Source organism: Polynucleobacter meluiroseus (assembly GCF_900205755.1).
Lineage (GTDB): Bacteria > Pseudomonadota > Gammaproteobacteria > Burkholderiales > Burkholderiaceae > Polynucleobacter > Polynucleobacter meluiroseus.
Genome location: NZ_OANS01000004.1, coordinates 274,328 through 295,419 on the forward strand (window position 1 = coordinate 274,328; position 21,092 = coordinate 295,419).

The 21,092-nt window shown below is 49.3% G+C and carries 16 protein-coding genes and 1 tRNA gene; 5 read left to right on the forward strand and 12 right to left on the reverse strand.

Features of this window, described 5'->3' with window-relative positions:
• Positions 1–2: 2 nt before the first annotated feature.
• The 4 genes from nadC to pgi are packed head-to-tail and all read right to left on the reverse strand — an operon-like array spanning position 3 to position 4,992.
• Complete coding sequence (nadC, locus tag CP950_RS08680; RefSeq protein ID WP_096674388.1) at positions 3–860, reverse strand: carboxylating nicotinate-nucleotide diphosphorylase; 858 nt, start codon at positions 858–860, stop codon at positions 3–5.
• Between the two features lie 23 nt (positions 861–883).
• Complete coding sequence (gene nadA, locus CP950_RS08685) at positions 884–2,005, reverse strand: quinolinate synthase NadA (protein WP_096674390.1); 1,122 nt, start codon at positions 2,003–2,005, stop codon at positions 884–886.
• Positions 2,006–2,041: 36 nt separating this feature from the next.
• Positions 2,042–3,427 (reverse strand): phosphomannomutase/phosphoglucomutase, encoded by a 1,386-nt coding sequence (locus CP950_RS08690; RefSeq protein ID WP_096674392.1) that lies wholly within the window; start codon positions 3,425–3,427, stop codon positions 2,042–2,044.
• A 50-nt stretch (positions 3,428–3,477) separates the two neighbouring features.
• Positions 3,478–4,992: a glucose-6-phosphate isomerase gene (gene pgi / locus CP950_RS08695; protein WP_096674394.1), complete on the reverse strand. Its 1,515-nt coding sequence runs from the start codon at positions 4,990–4,992 to the stop codon at positions 3,478–3,480.
• A 110-nt stretch (positions 4,993–5,102) separates the two neighbouring features.
• On the opposite strand from pgi, the gene CP950_RS08700 reads away from it, so the two are divergent.
• Together CP950_RS08700 and CP950_RS08705 are read left to right on the forward strand one after the other, a co-directional pair.
• Positions 5,103–6,239 carry an NAD(P)/FAD-dependent oxidoreductase gene (locus tag CP950_RS08700; RefSeq protein WP_096674396.1) on the forward strand — a complete coding sequence of 379 codons (1,137 nt, stop codon included), beginning with the start codon at positions 5,103–5,105 and terminating at the stop codon, positions 6,237–6,239.
• Positions 6,240–6,279: 40 nt separating this feature from the next.
• A tRNA-Ser gene (locus CP950_RS08705) sits at positions 6,280–6,369 on the forward strand.
• A 262-nt stretch (positions 6,370–6,631) separates the two neighbouring features.
• On the opposite strand, the gene CP950_RS08710 is transcribed toward CP950_RS08705, so the two are convergent.
• The 8 genes from CP950_RS08710 to rph form a co-directional block, all read right to left on the reverse strand.
• Complete coding sequence (locus CP950_RS08710; protein WP_096674398.1) at positions 6,632–7,183, reverse strand: hypothetical protein; 552 nt, start codon at positions 7,181–7,183, stop codon at positions 6,632–6,634.
• A gap of 35 nt (positions 7,184–7,218) precedes the next feature.
• Positions 7,219–8,724 (reverse strand): efflux transporter outer membrane subunit, encoded by a 1,506-nt coding sequence (locus tag CP950_RS08715; RefSeq protein ID WP_243391966.1) that lies wholly within the window; start codon positions 8,722–8,724, stop codon positions 7,219–7,221.
• On the reverse strand, positions 8,721–11,882 hold the full coding sequence (locus tag CP950_RS08720) for an efflux RND transporter permease subunit (RefSeq protein ID WP_096674400.1): 3,162 nt from the start codon (positions 11,880–11,882) through the stop codon (positions 8,721–8,723). The genes CP950_RS08715 and CP950_RS08720 overlap by 4 nt, the downstream gene beginning before the upstream one ends.
• A 22-nt stretch (positions 11,883–11,904) precedes the next feature.
• On the reverse strand, positions 11,905–14,991 hold the full coding sequence (locus CP950_RS08725) for an MdtB/MuxB family multidrug efflux RND transporter permease subunit (protein WP_096674402.1): 3,087 nt from the start codon (positions 14,989–14,991) through the stop codon (positions 11,905–11,907).
• 36 nt (positions 14,992–15,027) lie between these two features.
• Positions 15,028–16,527: an efflux RND transporter periplasmic adaptor subunit gene (locus CP950_RS08730; RefSeq protein ID WP_207760249.1), complete on the reverse strand. Its 1,500-nt coding sequence runs from the start codon at positions 16,525–16,527 to the stop codon at positions 15,028–15,030.
• A gap of 93 nt (positions 16,528–16,620) precedes the next feature.
• The gene (gene hemW, locus CP950_RS08735) at positions 16,621–17,811 is read right to left on the reverse strand and encodes a radical SAM family heme chaperone HemW (protein ID WP_096674404.1); all 1,191 of its coding nucleotides are present in this window, start codon (positions 17,809–17,811) and stop codon (positions 16,621–16,623) included.
• Positions 17,804–18,394, reverse strand: a complete 591-nt coding sequence (gene rdgB / locus CP950_RS08740) for an RdgB/HAM1 family non-canonical purine NTP pyrophosphatase (protein ID WP_096674498.1) — start codon at positions 18,392–18,394, stop codon at positions 17,804–17,806. Before rdgB ends, hemW begins: the two co-directional genes overlap by 8 nt.
• Before the next feature lie 10 nt (positions 18,395–18,404).
• Positions 18,405–19,145: a ribonuclease PH gene (gene rph, locus CP950_RS08745; protein WP_096674406.1), complete on the reverse strand. Its 741-nt coding sequence runs from the start codon at positions 19,143–19,145 to the stop codon at positions 18,405–18,407.
• A 44-nt stretch (positions 19,146–19,189) separates the two neighbouring features.
• Here rph and CP950_RS08750 point away from each other — a divergent pair, with 44 nt between their 5' ends.
• Genes CP950_RS08750 through rpoZ form a run of 3 tightly spaced genes read left to right on the forward strand, consistent with a single transcriptional unit; the run spans position 19,190 to position 21,048 of the window.
• The gene (locus CP950_RS08750; RefSeq protein ID WP_096674408.1) at positions 19,190–20,119 is read left to right on the forward strand and encodes a YicC/YloC family endoribonuclease; all 930 of its coding nucleotides are present in this window, start codon (positions 19,190–19,192) and stop codon (positions 20,117–20,119) included.
• Between the two features lie 14 nt (positions 20,120–20,133).
• Entirely contained in the window at positions 20,134–20,799 is a 666-nt protein-coding gene (gene gmk / locus CP950_RS08755) for a guanylate kinase (RefSeq protein WP_096674410.1), read from the forward strand.
• Between the two features lie 45 nt (positions 20,800–20,844).
• The gene (rpoZ, locus tag CP950_RS08760; protein WP_096674412.1) at positions 20,845–21,048 is read left to right on the forward strand and encodes a DNA-directed RNA polymerase subunit omega; all 204 of its coding nucleotides are present in this window, start codon (positions 20,845–20,847) and stop codon (positions 21,046–21,048) included.
• Positions 21,049–21,092: the final 44 nt, after the last annotated feature.

Sequence of the window (21,092 nt, forward strand, 5' to 3'; positions counted from 1 at the left end):
TATTAGGCGGCTATTCGCAGTGAAAAATCCACTGCATGAACATCTTTAGTTAGTTTTCCTAAGGAAATTCGATCGACCCCAGTGGCAGCAATCGCGCGCATTTGTTCTAAGTCTATTCCGCCAGAGGCTTCTAAGAGCGCGCGACCTTGATTTATCTCAACCGCTTCGCGCATTTGTGCAATCGTGAAATTATCCATCAGGATGCTGACCGCTCCCGCAGCTAAGGCTTCCTCTAATTGAGCCAGCGTTTCTACTTCCACCTGAATCGTTACCCCAGAATTTAATCCTTGTGCTGCTTTAATGGCTGCAGTAACACTGCCTGCTGCAGCGATATGATTTTCTTTAATGAGGATGCCGTGCCATAAGGCCATACGTTGGTTTTGACCGCCACCCACGCGCACGGCATACTTTTGGGCCTGTCTCATTCCAGGGATGGTTTTACGAGTGTCCAATACAGCGCATCCTTGTGGATTAGGGCTTACGCCTGCAATAGCATCGACATGCTGACGAGTAATGCTGGCAGTCCAAGACAAGGTTTGCAAGAAATTAATACAGGCACGCTCCGCCGAGAGTAAAGCCCGTGAATTAGCCTCAATATCACACACTGGTGTGTCGGCCTGCGTGAGATCACCCTCCGCATAGTGCCATGTAATTTTGGCTGAAGGGTCTAATCTTTTGAGCGTTTCTTCAAACCAAGCGATACCGCAGAGGACGGCTGATTGGCGAACAAGGAGTTGGGCGCGCACTGGTTTGCTAGGCACTAAGTTGGCGGTCCAATCCCCTGTGCCAATATCTTCCGCGAGGGCATCGTCAATATTGCGTTGCCGCGCTTGCTCTAAGATTTCGTTTTGCTCAAGCATGGATTTAGTGGTCGGCCAGTAAATTACGCAGCACCGATATTCTTCACAAAGCCATGCTGTGCTTTAGCTAGTAAGTCAGGATGATTTTTGGTGAAGTCGAGCATGCGTTCGATGCAAGAGAGTGCCGCTACTCTGATGGGTTCATCAACAAAGATTTCGCCGGAAGCATTTTCTAGGCAATCTAAGATCCCTTGCAAGCCATTCATGGCCATCCAAGGGCAGTGCGCACAGCTCTTGCATGTGGCGCTATTACCTGCAGTAGGGGCTTCAATTAATTTCTTATGAGGCGCTAGCTGCTGCATGCGATGCAAGATACCTTTGTCGGTTGCCACAATGTATTCTGTAGCTGAACCTTCGACCACGGCTTTAATCATGGCGGAGGTTGATCCCACGACATCTGCCAAATCGACCACAGCTTGTGGTGACTCTGGATGTACCAACACCATCGCGTTAGGATATTGAGCCATGAGGAGATCTAGTTCAACGGCCTTGAATTCATCATGGACGATGCAAGCACCGTTCCACAGCAACATGTCTGCACCCGTTTGCTCTTGAATATACCGACCTAAATGCCGGTCAGGAGCCCAAAGGATTTTTTTACCTGCTAAGTTCAGTTGGTGGACGATAGCCAAAGCACATGAGCTAGTGACCATCCAATCCGCTTGGGCTTTCACTGCGGCGCTGGTATTGGCATAGACCACAACAACACGATCAGGATGGGCAGCCCTAAACTTAGCAAAATCACTAGCATCGCAACCTAAATCGAGCGAGCAGGTGGCATCCAAATCCGGCATGAAGACGCGTTTTTCAGGACTTAATATTTTGGCTGTCTCACCCATGAAGCGCACGCCAGCCACAATCAAATTTTTGGCAGGGTGACTTTTGCCAAAGCGAGCCATTTCTAAAGAGTCGGCTACCATACCGCCCGTTTCTAAGGCCAAGTCTTGGATATCTCCATCGACATAGTAATGCGCGACCAAAGCAACGTCTTTTTCAAGCAATAATTGTTTGATGCGGGCAATCACCGCAGCTTTGTCAGTACCCTCTAGGTGCGGCGGCGTCTTTGCCCAAGCTTGGGCGGTGCAGGTTAAACCTGCAGAGTCTTGTTGGGGGTAGTCGAACGCTAAAAGGGTATCTGAGCTCATAAAGCATTTTAACGCCACGGATACATTGCTGCTGATTTAAAAAGGCAACTTTGCATCTGGCTTGACTGCGAGTAGAGCAAGCTTAAATTCTGCCTGTATGCGGGCAATAGCCTCTTCCGTATCGGCCTCAAAACGCATTACAACTACTGGCGTGGTATTTGAGGGTCTGGCCAGACCAAATCCATCGGCGTATTCCACTCTGACGCCATCGATGGTGTTGATCGATTCAGAACTCGGAAACTTGGCGTTCGCTTTGATCAGCTCCAATAATTCAAACGGCTCGCCTTCAGCGCAGGCGATTTGCAATTCAGGGGTGCAGATGGCATTTGGTAAGTTGTTGAGAGTCGCATTAGGATCTTGCTCTTTACTCAAAATCTCTAATAGACGTGCGCCTGTATAGAGGCCATCATCAAATCCAAACCAACGGTCCTTGAAGAAAATATGACCACTCATTTCACCAGCGAGAGGGGCGCCCGTTTCTTTGAGCTTGGCCTTCACTAAAGAGTGACCGGTTTTCCACATCAGAGACTCACCGCCATGTTCTTTAACAAACTTCGCTAAATTGCGGGTGCACTTGACGTCATAAATAATTTGACCACCCGGATTGCGAGCAAGCACATCTTTAGCAAAGAGCATCATCTGGCGATCCGGAAAAATCACCTGTCCGTCTTTAGTTACGACGCCTAAACGGTCGGCATCGCCATCAAAAGCGAGGCCTAATTCATTATCGGTAGTCTGTAAATTACGGATGAGGTCCTGCAGATTTTCCAAATGGGCTGGATCTGGATGGTGGTTCGGAAAGTTGCCATCGACTTCACAAAAGAGTTCTTCAACTTCGCATCCCAAAGCTCTAAACAATTCGCCTGCAAAGGCGCCGCCAACGCCATTACCGCAATCGACCACAATCTTCATCGGGCGAGCCAATTTGACGTCGCCGATAATGCGCGCTAAATACATTGGGAAAATATCGAACGTACTGCGCTGACCTTGACCAGTGGCAAAGTCCTTAGCTTCAATTCGTTTGCGTAAGGCTTGGATTTGTTCGCCATAAATGGCGGCGGTTCCCAAAACCATTTTGAAGCCGTTATAGTTTGGTGGATTATGACTACCAGTAATCATGATGCCGGATTTTGGTGATTTGCCATTAACAGTTTGGTTAGCCGCAAAGTACACCATGGGGGTAGCCACCATACCCAAATCAATGACATTGATGCCAGTAGAGAGCAGGCCTTCTGTGAGGGCCTCAATCAAGCTGGGTCCGGATAAGCGACCGTCACGACCAATGACGACATCGGTTTCTCCAAGATTGCGCATTTCGGTACCAAATGCCTGTCCAATGAACTTGGCGATTGAAGGATCTAGGGTTTCATTGATGATGCCGCGGATATCGTAAGCTTTAAAAATAGAGGGGGAGAGCTGCATGACAAATCCTTTTAAAAAACACGCTCAATAGATTGAGGTGTCTAGGTGCTTTACGTATTTAAAAAATTAATTCGGGCAGCGGTCACTGCATCAATCTCAGTGCTCGCTTCAATATTATTTGCATGACTAGCTAAGGCTTTTTCTATCGGCTTGGCGAGTACTTTGCCTAATTCAACTCCAGGCTGGTCAAAGCTATTGATGTTCCAAAGCACCCCCAAGACAGTAGTGCGATGCTCGTAAAGTGCAAGTAATGCCCCCAAATAGAAAGCATTTAGTTCGGGCAATAACAGTAAATTACTTGGGCGACTACCTGGGTAGCAATCATTAGGCTTATCAGCTTCTTTCCCATGAGCTAGCGCCTGCGCTTGAGCCAAGCAATTCGAAAGCAGAATGCGATGATGGGCTTGCGCCTCAGGTAGCTCACTCATCGCCTTGCGCACAGCAATGAAATCAATCGGAATGACCTCTGGACCTTGATGTAAGAGCTGAAAGTAGGAGTGCTGGGCATTGCTACCAGAGCTACCGAAAACTACTGGAGAAGAAAATTTCACGGGCTGTCCGTCGCGATTGACGCCCTTGCCATTACTTTCCATATCCAGTTGCTGCAACCATCTCGGAAACCAGTCCAGAGCATCCGCATAAGGAATCACCGCAAATGATTTAATGTCATGCTGCTCTTGTTGGTGCAACAAGGTGAGCGCCATTAATACTGGGAGGTTATTTTCAAGCTCGGTATTTTTAAAATGGAGATCCATGGCATGGGCGCCAGCCAAAAAGTCCATAAAGGTATCGAAGCCATATTGCAGGGCGATGGGTAAACCCACGGCAGACCATACAGAGTAACGGCCACCAACCCAATCCCAAAATGGGTAGATATTGTTTTCTTCAACCCCAAATTCTTTAGCGGCCGCCACATTGGTAGTCACCGCAAAAAGCGCACGGCTAATTTGCGCCTTAGAGCAATTATTTTCCTTAAGCCAATTCACTACGGCCTTGGCATTCATGGTGGTTTCTAAGGTGGTAAATGACTTAGAAACAATGATGACTCTGGTGCTGTGGGGCTGAGCGCGAGCCAAGATGCGAGCTAATTCTGCTGTGTCGATATTTGCCAGAAAGTGCATGCGCATGAGGCGGCTGTCGATACTGGGCACATGCGCCAGTGCTTCGATGGCTAAACGGGGGCCAAAATCAGAGCCGCCAATACCAATATGAATGACATCAGTAATGCCAATCCACTTATTGCAAAGGGCCTCAATGCGGCGCCATACCTCAGTGATGGCTGGCATTACATCTTGGCCGTCTATTTCCACTGAGGTTTTAGATAGATTGCGTAAAGCAGAGTGCAGTACAGGACGATTTTCGCTGGCATTTAGGCGTTTCCCAGCAAACATATCTGCTATAAAACCTGTCACATTGGCCTTACGGGCTTTGGCAAAGAGTTTTTTCCAAGCGGCTTCATCGATGCCTTGGTAGGCGGTATCAAGAACAATATCTACTGCTACTTGAGTGTTTTGAGGAAATTCGTTATGTTGCTTAGGAGCGGCGGAATTCAGAATCACGGTCATACAAAGATTCTATCAATATGTGTATGACAAACCCCCCAAAAGTGTGTCAAAGATCGGATTTTGGTGGCCTAATGCTCATAAAATCTAATAGAAACAGGTAAGGCGGGTAAATGGAGCGGGTAGATTGCGTTGTTGTCGGGGCAGGAGTGATTGGTTTGGCCGTAGCCCGCGAGATGGCGCTCCAGGGGCGCAATACGATTTTGTTAGAGCGCGAGGGTGCTTTCGGCACGATTAGCAGTGCTCGTAATAGTGAAGTTATTCATGCGGGGATCTACTACCCAAAAGATTCTTTAAAGGCTAAATTGTGTGTGCGCGGCAATCAACTGCTATATGAATACTGCCGTAGCCATCAGGTAGCCACCCAGGCCTACGGCAAATTGATTGTTGCGAATGACCCTGAGCAGATGGATGCTTTGCAAGCAATTTTCTACCAAGCTAAAAATAATGGCGTACCAAAAATCAAGCTTCTTTCGGGCGAGCGTGCTAAAGCCTTAGAGTCAGAGCTGCAATGTCACGCAGCCCTCTTTTCTGAGTCTACTGGGGTAGTGGATAGCCATGGCTTGATGCTGTCCTTATTAGGCGGTTTTGAGGATGCCGGCGGCATGGTCGCTTATCACTCACCCCTAGTTAGCGCAACGCCAATAGGTAGCCAGGCTGAAGGCGGCTTTGAAGTGCTGGTCGGCGGCGCTCAAGAGATGCGACTCAATACCCAGTTACTCATTAATTGTGCCGGCCTCAGTGCCCCGGCAGTCTCTGCCAAAATTGCAGGGCTAACGAAGACGAGTATTCCGCGCGCCTACTTTGCCAAAGGAAGCTACTTTTCCCTAGTTGGTAAATCACCTTTTCAGCATTTAATTTATCCGATCCCAGAACCCGGCGGCTTAGGGGTTCATCTCACCCTAGATATGGGAGGTCAAGCCAAGTTTGGACCCGATGTGGAATGGCTGGACATTGAGCAAGAGGAGCAAATTGATTACACCGTCAGTCCTGCGCGTAGCAAAGCCTTTTATGCAGCCATTCGGCAATATTGGCCTGACTTAAAAGAGGGCTCACTGCAGCCAGACTATTCTGGGGTGAGGGCCAAAATCGTGCCAGAGAATGCCTCTGCGGGCGACTTTATATTTGATGGCCCAAGCCAACATCGCTTACAAGGCTTGTTCAACCTCTATGGATTTGAGTCGCCCGGCCTGACATCAAGCCTGGCCATTGCTGAGTATTTAGAGGAAGCCATCAAAAGTTCTCTATAATCTAGGGCTTCAAAGCTCAAATCTTCATTTGGGATCTATTGGAAGAGTGGCAGAGCGGTTGAATGCACCAGTCTTGAAAACTGGCGAGGATGAAAGTCCTCCGTGAGTTCGAATCTCACCTCTTCCGCCACAGATGTATATAGATAAAGCCCTTAAGGGCTTTTTTCTTTTATACATACCTAAAAACATATCTATTGATCTTTAAACCTTTCCCTTGTTAAGGGGGCGTTCAATAGCTTGTCTTTGGGGGCAATAGGAGCCGTTCTTCTGTTGCGTTCTTCATCCTCAATGGATGCCTCAAAGTCTCGGATACGCTGTATCTCAAGCTCTTTGGCTTGGGATAGCTTAGAGGCTGGTATTGAACTGATCTGCTTTAGCGCGGGCTCTCGCCCTTAAATCTGCTTACCGCTTACTGCTGCCATAAAGCCTTGAATATAGGGGGCAGGTACATAAATGTTGTTGCTATTGCCGGCTTGGGATTTAATCTCGAGCTGGAAACCCGTTTTTGCATGACTTGCCAGGAATTCTGGCGTCAAGGTAATTGCCATGAGTTCTTTAAAGATGCAACCTCTATCGTTGCAGATTCCCGCTTCTCGGGAGATCACGTTAAATGTTTTATTGGGAACATTTTCCAAATTGGCCGCGTCGTAATAGCGCCATTTGGTAAAGTAGGTGAGCATGATGACTAAGCGGTACGAAGTTGCACCCTGCTGATTGGTAGTGCCCTCTAAGCTATACATTTGATAGGTATTTTGATCACCCATCGAATTGATATGCGGTCCAATAAAATTCTTTGAGCCAGCAGTTACCTCTGAGGATGAGCGTGTAGCCATATATACCGACTGCGATTCTTGCTCGTTTACGAGCTTATCTGGGTTGGAGCAGGCCGTAAGTCCAGTGATGGCAGCGCAGAGGAGGGTAGCTAAAAAGAGGCCGCGTTTCATATTTAATTCCTTATAAGATTTGTAGAGTTTACTATTTACTTGTTAGCAAGCAAGCTGGCATCCCAGCCTCCGCCCAAAGAGGTAATTAGGCCCACATGAGCGGCGATCTGCCGATTTAGTAGGGACATGAGCGTGCGCTCATTAGATAACTCAGTGGCCTGGGCAGTTGAGACATTGAGATAAGTCACAATTCCTGACTTATATTGGTTCAAGCTGATGCGCACCGCAGTTTGGGCATATTTCACGGCGCTGGCTTGTGCCTTACTTTCGCTTTGAAGCAGGCGTAAGGCAACTAAATTGTCTTCCACATTCTGAAAGGCGCTCAGCACGGTTTGGCGATAGAGGGCCACATTTTGGTCATATGCGGCATCGGCTTGACGCAGGGCGCCAACGCGTAAACCGCCATCAAATAAGGGTTGCGATAGGGCAGGTCCCCAAGACCAATACCTCAGCGGCATACTAATGAGATTGGGAAGCTCAACCCCTTGAAAGCCACCCGCGCCAGAAATAGTGAGCGTTGGAAAGAAGGCCGCTGTTGCAACACCAATCCTGGCATTCGCAGCAGCCATTTGACGCTCAGCAGCAGCGATATCCGGTCTACGCTCTAACAGTTGCGAAGGAATGCCAATGGGGACATCCGGCAGTGAGGCAACCAACTTGGTCACAGGGCTAACTATTAAACCAGTTTGGGGGTCGATCGCATTGACTTGCGCTGGTAAAGAAAAAGAGGAGGGTGTTTGACCAACCAGTACAGCGAGCGCGTGCTCGAGTTGCGCACGACTTAACTGCAGATCGATCGCAAGTGCTTTGGTGGATTCCAATAAAGTTTGCGCTTGCGCGACATCAAGCTGTGTGACGATTCCCGCGTCATATTGATTCTGGCTAATCGTCAGTGATTTTTGATAAGCGTCAATCGTGTACGCATACATTTGCGTTTGCATATCGGCAATCCGCAAGGCAAAGTAGGTTTGCGCTAAGGTAGCTTGGGTCGAGAGGGTAATGGCAGCGATTTGCGCGGCACTCGCCTGAGCATTGGCGCCACCCGCTTCAACATTGCGCCGTACTTGACCCCAAATATCCGGAATCCAACTAGCGCCAATATTGGCATTAGAACTTTGAATTACTGAGTTAGTGCTGCCGTTGTTATTGCTTGCAGTACCGCGTGTGCCTCCCGCATTGCCCGTTAAGGTCGGAAAAAGACCTGCTCGTGCTTGGGTCAATAATGCAGTGGCTTGGCGATATTGCGCTTCAGTTGCAATGACATTTTGATTGCTAATGGCGATATTGGCCATAAGCTCATCAAGCACGGGATCGCGATATATCTTCCACCATTGGGTATCCATCCCAGCTTCGTTCGGTTCGGCAAGTTTCCAGCCATCACCAGACGCATTCTCACCGAGCTCTTTGTATGTGGGAGCAACAGGGCTGTCAGGTTTGGTGTAATCGGGCCCGACCATGCACCCAGTTAGCAACGCTATTAGGGCGGTGCCGCTGAAAATAGATTTGAGTTGCCGTGACTTCATGCCACCAATCTTACTCATTTATTGCCACCCCACCGCCATTGGCGTAAGCGTTCCATGTAGAGATATACCACTGGCGTGGTGTACAGCGTTAACAGTTGACTCACAATTAAGCCCCCCACAATGGATATGCCCAAGGGGCGACGAAATTCAGCGCCATCTCCAGAACCTATTGCCAAGGGAATGGCACCCAAAATTGCTGCCATGGTTGTCATTGTAATCGGGCGAAACCGCAATAAGCAGGCCTTATAAATGGCATCGTGTGCAGACAAACCATCCGTACGCTGCGCATGAATGGCGTAGTCAATCATCATGATGGCATTCTTTTTCACGATACCGATGAGTAGAATGACGCCGATTAAAGCGATGATGCTAAATTCGGTATCGCAGAGCATTAAGGCTAAGAGCGCCCCTACACCTGCTGATGGCAAGGTGGAAAGAATCGTAATAGGGTGAATGAGACTTTCATACAAAATTCCTAAGACGATATAGACCGTGATGAACGCCGCCAAAATCAGCCAAGGCTGACTTGAGAGGGAGTCCTTAAAGGCCTTGGCAGTCCCCTGAAAGTTGCCTCGCACAGAATTGGGAACATTGAGCTTATCCATGGTCGCAAGAATAGCTTCTGAGGCTTGACCCAGGGATACATTAGGCGCAAGGTTAAACGAGATCGTCGTGGCGGTAAATTGGCTCTGGTGGTTCACCACTAAAGGCGTATTGGTTGTCTTATAGGTGGCAACTGCAGACAGGGGTACCTGAGCTGGGGTGACTTTACTTCCTGGCACGCGAATCGCACTGATGGGGGTTGTGGCTGCGGTAATTGAGCGCGCTGCGCCCACCGAATACGAGTTTGGCCGCGGCGCTCCGGTGCTGATATAAATGTCCTTTAAGGTGGCTGGGTTCTGCCAATACTGAGGTGCGACCTCCATCACCACGTGGTACTGATTGAGTGGATTAAAAATAGTCGACACCTGACGTTGGCCAAAGGCATCATTCAGGGTCGTGTCAATCAAGTTGGTCGTGAGACCTAACTTGGCCGCATCATCGTGATTGATGGTTAAGGTGGTTTGAATTCCTTTATCTTGTGCATCGGTATTCACATCCACGATTTCAGGTAAATCCATCATCGCAAATCGGATTTTAGGACCCCATAATCTGAGGTCTTCTAAGTTATCGCCCAGCAGGGTAAATTGATAAAGTGCGTTGCTCGGTCTGCCGCCCATCCGAATATCTTGAACGGCTTGCAAGTAGAGGCTGGCTCCCGCCACAGCGCTAAGTTTGCGCCGCATTCTGCTGATGACTTCATCAACATTGACTTTGCGTTCGCTCAGGGGTTTCAGGGACATAAATAAACTGCCTGTATTGGTTTGGCCGCCGCCATTAAAACTCACCACCTTATCGACTGCAGGGTCTTGCATCACGATGTTCATAAACTGCGCCATCTTTTGTTGCATCGCCTGAAAGGAGATGGCTTGGTCTGCCTGAATGCTGCCAACCACGCGACCCGTATCTTGCTGGGGAAAGAAGCCCTTAGGAATGGCGATATATAAATACACATTGAGACCGATCACGGCAAATAAAATAAGCATCGTCAGTCGTCGGTGCGATAAGGCGTACTCTAAAGATGTCGCGTAGCGTTGGTTAACTTTCTTGAAGAAGGTGTCAATTTTGAGCATCAAGCCGGTTGGCACGGTCGGTATATGAGGCTTTAACAAGCGTGCGCAGAGCATCGGCGTAGCGGTTAAGGAGATCAGCAGTGAGATGGTAATAGCGACAGATAAGGTAATGGCAAGTTCTCGGAAGAGTCTGCCGACAATACCGCCCATTAACAGGATGGGAATAAATACTGCAACCAAAGAAACGGTAATGGAGAGTACTGTGAAACCAATTTCTCGTGAGCCGTTCAGGGCGGCGCTTAGTGGTGATTCACCATTCTCAATACGGCGCGTGATCACCTCCAACACCACAATCGCATCGTCCACTACAAAACCGGTGGCAATCGTCAGGGCCATGAGCGAAAGATTGTTTAGGGAGAACCCACATAAGTACATTGCCGCAAAAGTACCCACGAGCGAAACAGGCACGGCAATGCTGGGAATAATCGTGGCGCGGGCATTGCCCAAGAAGATAAAGACCACCATCACCACCAGCAACACTGAAATCATGAGAGTGCGCTCGACTTCTTTCAGCGAGGCACGAATAGTAGGTGTTCTATCTAGCGGCACTTCCATGTGGATTGCCGCAGGAATAGAAGCCTGTAATTGAGGGAGCAAGGCTTTTACGCCATCAACTGTTTCGATGATATTGGCGCCTGGTTGACGCCATATCACGAGCAATATCGCCGGCTTACCATTAGCCAAACCACCTGTGCGCAAATCCTCAACGGAGTCTACGACTTGGGCAACGTCACCAATCCGAACGGGAGCGCCCTTATGGAAGCCAATAATCAGTGGTATGTAGTCTTGCGCCGTTGATGAAGTATCGTTCGCCGTGATTTGCCAAGAGCGATCGCCACTCTCGATCTGCCCTTTAGGTCTTACTGTATTAGATGCCACAATTGCACTACGCACATCCTCAAAACCAATACCTAAAGCGGACATGATGGTGGGATTAATTTCTACTCGTACAGCTGGTAATGAGCTACCCCCTACGGAGACCTGGCCAACCCCTTTGGACTGGGCAATCTTTTGCGCCAAAATTGTTGAAGCGGCATCGTATAGCTGCGCTCTCGGCATCGTTTCAGATGTCAAACTCACAATCATGATGGGCGCATCGGCAGGATTGACTTTGCGGTAAGTTGGATTACTTGGTAAGCCTGTTGGTAGCAAACTGCGTGCCGCATTAATCGCTGCTTGCACATCATTGGCGGCGCCATCAATATTGCGATTGAGATCAAATTGCAAGGTGATGCGAGTAGACCCTAATGAGCTCGAAGAGGTCATTTCTGAAACGCCTGCGATGCGTCCCAAGGATCTCTCTAAAGGAGTTGCTACCGTTGCTGCCATGGTTTCCGGGCTTGCACCAGGTAGATTGGCTGAAACCGAGATAGTGGGGAAGTCGACTTGCGGTAAGGGCGAAACAGGCAATAACTGGAAGGCGGCCGTTCCCGCCAACATGATGGCCAACATCATGAGGGTAGTGGCAATAGGTCGATGGATGAAAGGTGCGGAGAAATTCATCGACTCAATGAGATTCCCATTATTAGGCTTTGCGACTGGCTTGGTAGGTTCTTAGGCGCTGCGATAAGCGATCAAATGCCAAATAAATGACCGGTGTCGTAAACAGTGTGAGTACCTGACTGACCAGTAAACCCCCGACCATGGTGATACCCAGTGGGTGACGAAGTTCTGAGCCGGTGCCAGTACCCAACATCAGAGGTAATGCGCCTAGAAGCGCTGCAAAGGTAGTCATCAGAATAGGGCGCAAGCGCAATAGGCAGGCTTCATAGATGGCATCGCGTGGTGACTTACCTTCGGTGCGCTCCGCCTCTAAAGCGAAGTCAATCATCATGATGGCATTTTTCTTGACGATACCGATGAGCAGGATGATGCCAATCACCCCAATAATATCGAGATCATTACCTGTGATCATCAGCGAGAGTAAGGCGCCCACTCCAGCAGAGGGGAGGGTAGAAAGAATCGTTATTGGGTGAATATAACTTTCATACAAAATACCCAAAACAATATACATACAGATGATGGCAGCAAGAATGAGTAAGACTGTATTGCTGAGTGAAGCATTGAAGGCTTTAGAAGCCCCTTGAAAGCGTGTAATTAAACTCGCGGGCACTTGCATTTCCACTTGCGCTGCGGTGATCGCGGCAACGGCATCCCCTAATGAGGCGGTGCGACTGAGATTAAACGATACCGTCGTAGCCGGAAACTGCCCTTGATGATTTATATTGAGTGGGCCATAGCGCTCTTCAATCTGCGCGAGCACGCTCAGCTGAATTTGCTTACCAGTAGAACTCGGTACATAAATCGCATCTAAGGCATTGAGACCTGGCTCCACGCTTGGTGCTGCTTGCAAGACCACGCGATATTGATTGGTTTGGGTGAAGATGGTGGAGATCAAGCGTTGGCCATAGGCGTTGTACAAAGCGTTGTCGATTGCGGCGATCGTCACACCTAAGCGCGCAGCGACGTCGCGGTCGATTGCGATATAGGATTGCAAGCCTTTGTTTTGAAGATCGCTTGTGACGCTAGTGAGCTCGGGCAAGGTATTGAGTTTTTCCACAATCCTAGGAACCCACTCATCTAATTCAGTAGCGCTGGCATCTTCTAATGTGAATTGGTATTGTGTTCGACTGACGCGGTCCTCAATAGTGAGATCTTGTACTGGCTGCAAATAGAGCTTGATATCGGTGAGTTGATCAACCTGGCTTTGAATTCTGGCTAAGACGGTCTTGGCACTATCTCGATCCGCACGGGGCTTGAGGTTAATGAGTATGCGACCACTGTTCAGTGTGGCATTGGTGCCGTCGACCCCAATAAAAGAGGACAGGCTATCAACGTCTGGGTCTTTGAGAATGATGCCCGCTAAAGCTTGCTGACGCTGCGCCATGGCCGCATAAGAAATGGATTGCGGCGCCTCAGAAATCCCCTGAATCATCCCCGTATCTTGACTGGGAAAAAACCCCTTAGGTATAAAGATGTAAAGCAAGACGGTGAGCACTAATGTCAGCAAGGCAACTAGCAAGGTGGCTTTTTGTCGATCCAAAACCCAATTGAGACCGAGACTGTATTGGTGTATCAGGCGGTCAAATTGCTGACCGCTCCAGTGGTAAAACTTCGATTGCTGATTTTCTGGAATGTGATGCAGGAGAAGGGCGCACATCATGGGCGTCAATGTCAAAGACACTATTGCGGAGATGATGATTGCAACCGCTAAAGTAACCGCAAATTCCCTAAAGAGTCTGCCTACGACATCACCCATAAAGAGTAAGGGAATCAGTACCGCAAGAAGAGATACGGTTAAGGAGATGATCGTAAAGCCAATTTGTTTGGAGCCTTTCAAGGCTGCCTCGAGAGGCTTATCTCCCTCTTCGATATAGCGTGAGATATTTTCAATCATCACAATGGCGTCATCTACAACAAAGCCAGTTGCGATCGTTAGTGCCATGAGCGAGAGATTATTTAATGAAAAACCAACCCAATGCATGATGCCGAAGGTGCCGATGAGCGAGAGGGGGACGGCAATTCCTGGAATGATGGTGGCCGGAACGCTGCGCAGGAAAACGTAGATCACGAGCACAACTAGCAGAATCGCAAAGAGGAGCTCAACTTGAACGTCATGCACCGAGGCGCGGATGGTGCTGGTGCGGTCAGTCAATATTTTTACATCAAGTGCTTGCGGCAGGCTGGCTGAGAGTTGGGGTAATAAAGTTTTAATCTGATCTACCACCTCAATCACATTGGCGCCAGGTTGGCGTTGGATATTTAGAATGATGGCGGGTTGTTGGTTTGCCCAAGCCCCTAGCCGGACGTTCTCAGGGCCATTCACAACCTGAGCGACATCAGAAATGCGCACGGGTGCACCGTTGTTGTAAGTAATGATGAGGTTTTTATAGCCTTCGGCCGATTTGATTTGGTCATTGGCATCAATCGTAGAAGACTGATATGGCCCATCAAAACTGCCCTTAGCAGAATTAATATTGGCGTTACCAACCGCTACGCGCACATCATCTAAGCTCAAGCCTTTGCTAGCAAGCGCTCCGGGATTGGCAATAATGCGCACAGCCGGTCTTTGTCCTCCGGAAACACTTACGAGACCCACTCCAGGGATTTGGGAAATCTTTTGCGCTAAGCGGGTGTCGACTAAATCCTCCACTCGCGTTAAGGGTAGGGTGTCTGAGGTAATTGCCAGTGTCAGTATGGGTGTATCAGCCGGGTTCACCTTGTTATAAATTGGCGGAGCGGGCAGATCACCTGGCAACAAGGAGTTCGCTGCATTAATCGCCGCTTGTACCTCTTGTTCGGCGACATCTAAACTCATTTCAAGACCAAACTGCAACACAACAACTGAGGCGCCTCCTGAGCTTACCGATGACATTTGATTAAGCCCGGGCATTTGCCCAAACTGGCGCTCAAGTGGGGCAGTAACCAAGGAAGCCATCACATCAGGGCTGCCACCTGGATAAAGGGTAACTACTTGGATGGTCGGGTAGTCGACCTGAGGCAATGAAGAAATCGGCAGGCCACGATAGGCTAAAAGCCCCCCAAGCAAAATTGCCACCATCAGGAGCGAGGTGGCAATTGGGCGGAGAATAAATATTCGAGAAGGATTCATTAATAGCTCAAAAGTCTATTTAACGGAGTAACAAGCTTATTTTCCTTGAGCGGCACGTTTGGATTTTTGTGAGTCACCCGAGCCTGATTTTGAGTCTGGGTTTACTGCGTTAGAAGCCTTACCAACCATGACCTTGGAACCGTTGCGAAGCTTATCCGTACCATCAACCACCACGATATTGCCTGCCGTCAGACCATCTAGCACTTGCTGCTGATACCCATCTACTGGACCTAACTTCACTGGGACTACCGAAACAGTGTTGTTGTTATTCAGGCGATATACAAACGTTCCCGGGGTGCCGCGCTGTATTGCCGGTACCGGAATTACGAGCACATCTTTAAGGTTTTCTAAAACGATTCTTATATTAACGAACTGATTTGGAAAGAGGCTGAGATTCTCATTCGCAAAAATGCCGCGTAGTTTAACGGTGCCGGTGGTGATGTCAATCTCGTTGTCGATGCTTTCTAAAAACCCAGTCGCCAGCTTCACTTTGTTATCACTACTCCAAGCCTCAACGGGAATCAAAATTCTTTCAGCTAAGGGTGCCGTACTTAAAGTACTTGAAGTATTTGCAGCTGGTGTGAGGGTAGGGGCGGTCTCGGGAGGAGGCGGTTCCTCTAAGAACTTTCTAAACGCGGGAATCACTTCTTGGGGAACCGAGAATAGAACGGTGGTTGGTTGCAGTTGCGCAATCACGAATAGCCCACTAGCATCGCTGGGCTGCACTAAGTTGCCTGGGTCTACGAAACGCAAACCAATCCGACCGTTGATCGGGGAGGTGATACGCGAAAACTCGAGCTGTAATTTAGCGGCGCTGACTGAACCTTCATCCGCTAACACATTCCCCTTATATTGCTGCACCAACGCTTTTTGGGTTGAGTAGACTTGCTTGGAAATAGAGTCTTGCTTTAATAAGACCTCATAGCGCTTCAAGTCAGTTTCAGCATTATTGAGTAAGGCCCGATCTTTATCGAGCGTTCCCTGTGCTTGCTTGAGTGCGGCTTCAAAGGGGCGCGGATCTACTTGGGCTAATAATTGGCCGGCCTTTACTAAGTCACCCTCCCTAAAGTAGAGCTTACTCAGAATACCGCTGACTTGAGTGCGCACAGTAACCACATTGCGGGGGGTGACTGTTCCTAGGGCAGTTTGGATTACTGTAATATCGCCATTTTGAACAGGGGAGGTCACCACTGACACTGGTCGGTTACGGGCGTCACCCGCTTTCGAATCGAGCAGCAGTCCACTAATGAAACTCCAAGCAAAGCTCACAACGAGATAGAAACTGATATAAAAGAGGATTTGCGTGACTCGCCTACTGACAGTAAGCTCAGGTTTTCTGCTGACAAAGCGAGCCAGTTTTTCCAGTCGTGGCTGCAAGTAATTGGTCATGCGCAAATTGAGTGCAAACACCAGTTGACGTACTAAGACATACTTTTCTTGAGCTAAGCGCCACCATTTTGGCCAAAGCGGATTATCCCGAATGCGCAGGGCTAAACGAGAGAGTGCTTGACCAATTTTGTGCAAAAAGGGTTTCATGGGGCTAGATTAAAAATAATGACAAATTTGGCTTAATAAACATAATTAATTTGGTGCTTTATGCCTCAAACAACATCATAAGCCCTTGGGTTCTCAAGCTAAGAAAATCTCTTGCAAGTTATTCAAAAAACGCAAGCCTTGTTCAGTTGGCTTAAGTAAAGAGGGATTGGGATCCAACAAGCCCTTTTGACAAGCCTCGGCGAGCGGTTTAGCAATGACATTTAAGGGCAAACCTGTGCGCTCGCTAAAGGTTCTGGTTTCTACTCCACTGGTCAGGCGCAGGGTATTGAGCATGAACTCAAAGGGCAGATCCGCAGGCGCAATTTCGCGCGATTCAATTAAGGCACTATTTTTAGACTCCATGGCTAACATATAAGTTTCAGGGTGCTTTTCCCTTACCTGACGCGTGATGCTGTGAGGCAGTGAAATCTTGCCATGGGCACCTGCCCCAATCCCGATGTAGTCACCAAAGCGCCAATAGTTCAGATTGTGTTGGCACTCCTGACCTTTTTTGGCATAGGCGGATACTTCGTAACGTCCATAACCTGCTTTTTCAAGGCACTCTACATTATGTTCAAAAATCGCGTCAATCGCATCTTCGTCTGGAAGCTGCGGCGGGAAGCTGGCAAAGTACGTGTTGGGCTCTAAAGTCAAGTTATACAGTGAGAGATGTGGCGTATTAAATGAGAGCGCAGTTGCCATATCTTCTGCGGCAGCAGCTAGGGTTTGTTGCGGTAAGCCATACATGAGATCGAGATTGACGGACTTGAAATGATCTAGTGCAATACCAATCGCACGCTGCGCTTCTCCCCCCGTGTGAATGCGTCCAAGCGCTTTGAGTTGGGTATCTTGAAAGCTTTGGATGCCCAAGGACACGCGATTGATGCCGGATCCAGCAAATGCGCTGAACTTTTCTGTCTCAACAGAGCCGGGATTGGCTTCCATTGTGATTTCGCAAGCAGGCTCAAGGGGGACTCGCGCACGAACCGCAGAGAGTAGGTCGTCCATGCCTCTGGCAGAGAGCAGGCTGGGAGTGCCGCCGCCAATAAAAATACTGTGGACATGTCTACCCCAAACGCGTGGGAGCTCAGTTTCTAAGTCAGCAATCAGCGCTTTGATATAGCGCGCTTCATCAAAGCCATTCGGTTGGCTTTGGTCAGACTTGATTTGATGAGAATTGAAATCACAGTAAGGACACTTGCGTTCACACCAAGGAAAGTGAATGTAAAGCGCCAGGGGCGGCAATGCTGTAAGCGCTATGGTTTTAGGGTTGGTATTAAGCACGACTGTGTAATTGCCTCAAGAGTTCTTGCAAGGCCAGGGCGCGGTGGCTAATGCGGTTTTTTTGTTCGGCATCAAGTTGGGCAGCCGTTTTATCCAGTTCAGGCAAATAAAAATGGGGGTCATATCCAAAGCCGTTCTGACCTTGAGCCTGCGCGACGATTTGTCCGTACCAGCGGGTTTGCACAATCAGCGGTTCGGGATCTTGCGCGCTTTGCAGCATGACGAGTGCGCAAACATAATGGGCGCCCAGATCTTCGCTACCAGCCAAGGCTTGAATTAATTTCTGATTATTGGCCAGGTCATTCCCATTCTCGCCAGCGTAGCGCGCGGAATGCACCCCTGGTTTGCCGTCTAAAGCATGAGCGCAGATACCCGAGTCATCAGCAAGTGCGGGCAGACCACTCAATGCGCTGGCATGTCTGGCTTTAGTCAAAGCATTTTCTACAAAGGTATCAAAGGGCTCTTCCGCGGAAGGGATATTGAGCTCACCTTGAGAGAGCACTTCAAAATGCAGGGGAGCAAGAAGTGCGCGGAACTCCCGAAGCTTTCCTGCATTATTAGAGGCAAGGACTAGTTTTTGCATCATCCTCAGCTTATTTCAGCGCTTCTGTTTGCAACTGAGTAAGCTGCGCAATACCGTTCTCGGCCAAATCCAGCAGGGCGTTTAACTCAGGACGAGAAAACGCAGGACCCTCTGCAGTGCCTTGCACCTCAATCATGCCGCCTTTGCCCGTCATGACCACATTCATATCAGTATCGCAGGAGGAATCTTCGAGGTAGTCCAAATCGAGCACGGGCACGCCTTGATAAATTCCGACAGAAATCGCTGCCACGCTATCAATGATTGGATCATTGGCCAAGGCGCCACTTTGGAGTAAATGGTTGATGGCATCTCGAGCCGCTACGTAAGCGCCTGTGATTGCAGCTGTGCGCGTGCCACCATCCGCTTGCAAAACATCGCAGTCCAAATGAATCGTGCGCTCACCCAAGATTTTGAGATCAAAGACGCTCCGCATGGCGCGGCCAATCAGGCGCTGAATTTCTTGCGTGCGACCGGTTTGTTTGCCGCGGGCTGCTTCACGATCACTGCGTGTATGGGTCGCTCTTGGCAGCATGCCGTACTCTGCAGTCACCCAGCCCTCACCGGAACCTCTTTTGTGTGGTGGAACCTTTTCTAAAACGCTGGCGGTACAGAGCACCTTTGTATCTCCGAAGGCAATTAGCACCGACCCTTCAGCATGTTTTGTAAAAGCGCGGCTGATACTTACTGCTCGCAATTGAGTGGGGGTGCGACCGCTAGGGCGGGCGATGTGGACGGGATTTGTGGTGCTCATGGGAATTAGTCCTCAGTAAGTGGGTATCAATCTACAATGCTCACATGATATCGAGCATGACTGGTTATGGCAGCGCTTCTCGCCAAGTCTCCCTAGGAGCGGGTGTGGTTGCTGATCTGCAAGTGGAATGTCGGGCTGTAAATAGCCGCTTTCTGGATTTGGGCTTTCGTTTGCCGGATGAGTGTCGTGGCGCCGAGCCCGCCCTTCGAGAAAGCGTCAGTCAGAGCCTCTCGCGGGGCAAGGTCGAGCTTAGGGCTGCCTGGAGGCTCAATTCAGGCGCTGCAGAGACTGCCAAAGCCAACCCCCATGCCTTAGGATCCCTGAATCAGGATCGCCTAGACGCTTTGTTTACCTTACAGGAAAAAGCGCAGTTGGCTTTTCCAAAAGCGCAAGAACTCTCTATTGCCGATATTTTGCGCTGGCCTGGCATGGTTTCTGAGCCTCGTGGTGAGGAAGAAGGCTGGATTGTGGCAACGGTTGAGGCGGGACGCGCAGCGATAACTGCTCTTATGATCAGTCGCCAAGCCGAGGGCCAAGCCCTTGCAGAGGTCCTCAAGAAGATTACCGCCAAAATGCGGGCCATCGTGCAAGTTTTAGAGCCTCAAGTTCCCCAGTTCGTCGCCCAGTATCAGGCGAAGCTGACTGAGCGTTTGGCTGAAGCCTTAGCCAGTCAAGAGCAAGCAAAGGGCGGGGTTGAGCTAATGGAGCGCATTCGTCAAGAGGTCGTGCTCTATGCTGTCAAAATTGACGTAGCAGAGGAATTTGCCCGCTTAAAAACCCACCTTCAAGCGGTGGATACTGCCTTAGCAGGCAAAGGCCCGGTCGGTAAGCGACTTGATTTCTTAATGCAAGAGCTCAATCGCGAGGCCAATACCTTAAGTTCGAAATCGGTTTCGGAAGAATGCACCCAAGCCGCACTTGAATTAAAGCTGTTGATTGAACAAATGCGTGAGCAAGTGCAAAATTTAGAGTAATTAAGCGAATCTTCATGACTAACAAGCCCCGCTCCCCAGCGCAATACAAGCCTAATCTGACGCCCGCCTATCAGGGCAGCATGCTCATGATCGTAGCGCCCTCAGGCGCCGGCAAATCCTCTTTGGTCAACGCCTTGTTGCAAGCAGATGAGGCCTTGAAATTGTCGCTTTCCACTACTACGCGTGCACCAAGACCGGGAGAAGTTGATGGCAAGGATTATCGATTTGTAAGTCAAGCAGAATTTGTCGCCCAACGCGAGAACGGTCTTTTCTTGGAATATGCCGAAGTTCATGGCAATTTTTATGGCACTTCGCGCGCGTGGATTGAGTCGCAAATGAAAACCGGCCGTGATGTCATGCTGGAAATTGATTGGCAGGGCGCACAACAAATTCGTGAGTTAATTCCTGAGGTGCAATGGATCTTCATTTTCCCGCCTTCATTTGAGGCGCTTGAAGAGCGCTTGCGTAAAAGAGGGCAGGATGATGAAGCCACTATCGAGCGGCGTCTAGCTGCGGCGCACATTGAGCTACAACATGCCCATGAAGCAGACTTCATCGTCGTCAATGATGATTTTGAGCAAGCCTTGGTGGATTTGAGGAACATTGTTGCCGCAAGTCGCTTACGTGCGGGGCCGAGCATGGCTCGCAATCCAGCGCTTTTACGACGGCTTGGGGTCTAATCGGTTATCCTATAGGCATTGCAGTTAAATTTAAGTGAGTACAGCATGGCACGTATTACCGTAGAAGATTGCATGAAAACCATCCCCAATCGTTTTGAGCTCGTTTTGGCTGCGACCTATCGCGCTCGTCAATTGGTTCAGGGTCACTCACCACGGGTTGAATCCAGAGATAAAGCCACTGTTGTCGCATTGCGCGAAGTTGCTGCTGGTGTTACAGACCGTGACATGCTGACCAAAGTACCTTTGTAATTTAGGGGTTCCGGCGTGGAGCTCCCACTGAGCAACCCAAACAC

Coding starts and splice junctions, on each gene's coding strand:
- CP950_RS08710 (WP_096674398.1), bottom strand. CDS start 7,183: ATGAAACGCGGCCTCTTTTTAGCTACCCTCCTCTGCGCTGCCATCACT.
- CP950_RS08700 (WP_096674396.1), top strand. CDS start 5,103: ATGGAGCGGGTAGATTGCGTTGTTGTCGGGGCAGGAGTGATTGGTTTG.
- rdgB (WP_096674498.1), bottom strand. CDS start 18,394: ATGCAAAAACTAGTCCTTGCCTCTAATAATGCAGGAAAGCTTCGGGAG.
- CP950_RS08750 (WP_096674408.1), top strand. CDS start 19,190: ATGATATCGAGCATGACTGGTTATGGCAGCGCTTCTCGCCAAGTCTCC.
- CP950_RS08715 (WP_243391966.1), bottom strand. CDS start 8,724: ATGAGTAAGATTGGTGGCATGAAGTCACGGCAACTCAAATCTATTTTC.
- nadA (WP_096674390.1), bottom strand. CDS start 2,005: ATGAGCTCAGATACCCTTTTAGCGTTCGACTACCCCCAACAAGACTCT.
- rph (WP_096674406.1), bottom strand. CDS start 19,145: ATGAGCACCACAAATCCCGTCCACATCGCCCGCCCTAGCGGTCGCACC.
- CP950_RS08725 (WP_096674402.1), bottom strand. CDS start 14,991: ATGAATCCTTCTCGAATATTTATTCTCCGCCCAATTGCCACCTCGCTC.
- rpoZ (WP_096674412.1), top strand. CDS start 20,845: ATGGCACGTATTACCGTAGAAGATTGCATGAAAACCATCCCCAATCGT.
- pgi (WP_096674394.1), bottom strand. CDS start 4,992: ATGACCGTGATTCTGAATTCCGCCGCTCCTAAGCAACATAACGAATTT.
- CP950_RS08730 (WP_207760249.1), bottom strand. CDS start 16,527: ATGAAACCCTTTTTGCACAAAATTGGTCAAGCACTCTCTCGTTTAGCC.
- gmk (WP_096674410.1), top strand. CDS start 20,134: ATGACTAACAAGCCCCGCTCCCCAGCGCAATACAAGCCTAATCTGACG.
- CP950_RS08720 (WP_096674400.1), bottom strand. CDS start 11,882: ATGAATTTCTCCGCACCTTTCATCCATCGACCTATTGCCACTACCCTC.
- CP950_RS08690 (WP_096674392.1), bottom strand. CDS start 3,427: ATGCAGCTCTCCCCCTCTATTTTTAAAGCTTACGATATCCGCGGCATC.
- nadC (WP_096674388.1), bottom strand. CDS start 860: ATGCTTGAGCAAAACGAAATCTTAGAGCAAGCGCGGCAACGCAATATT.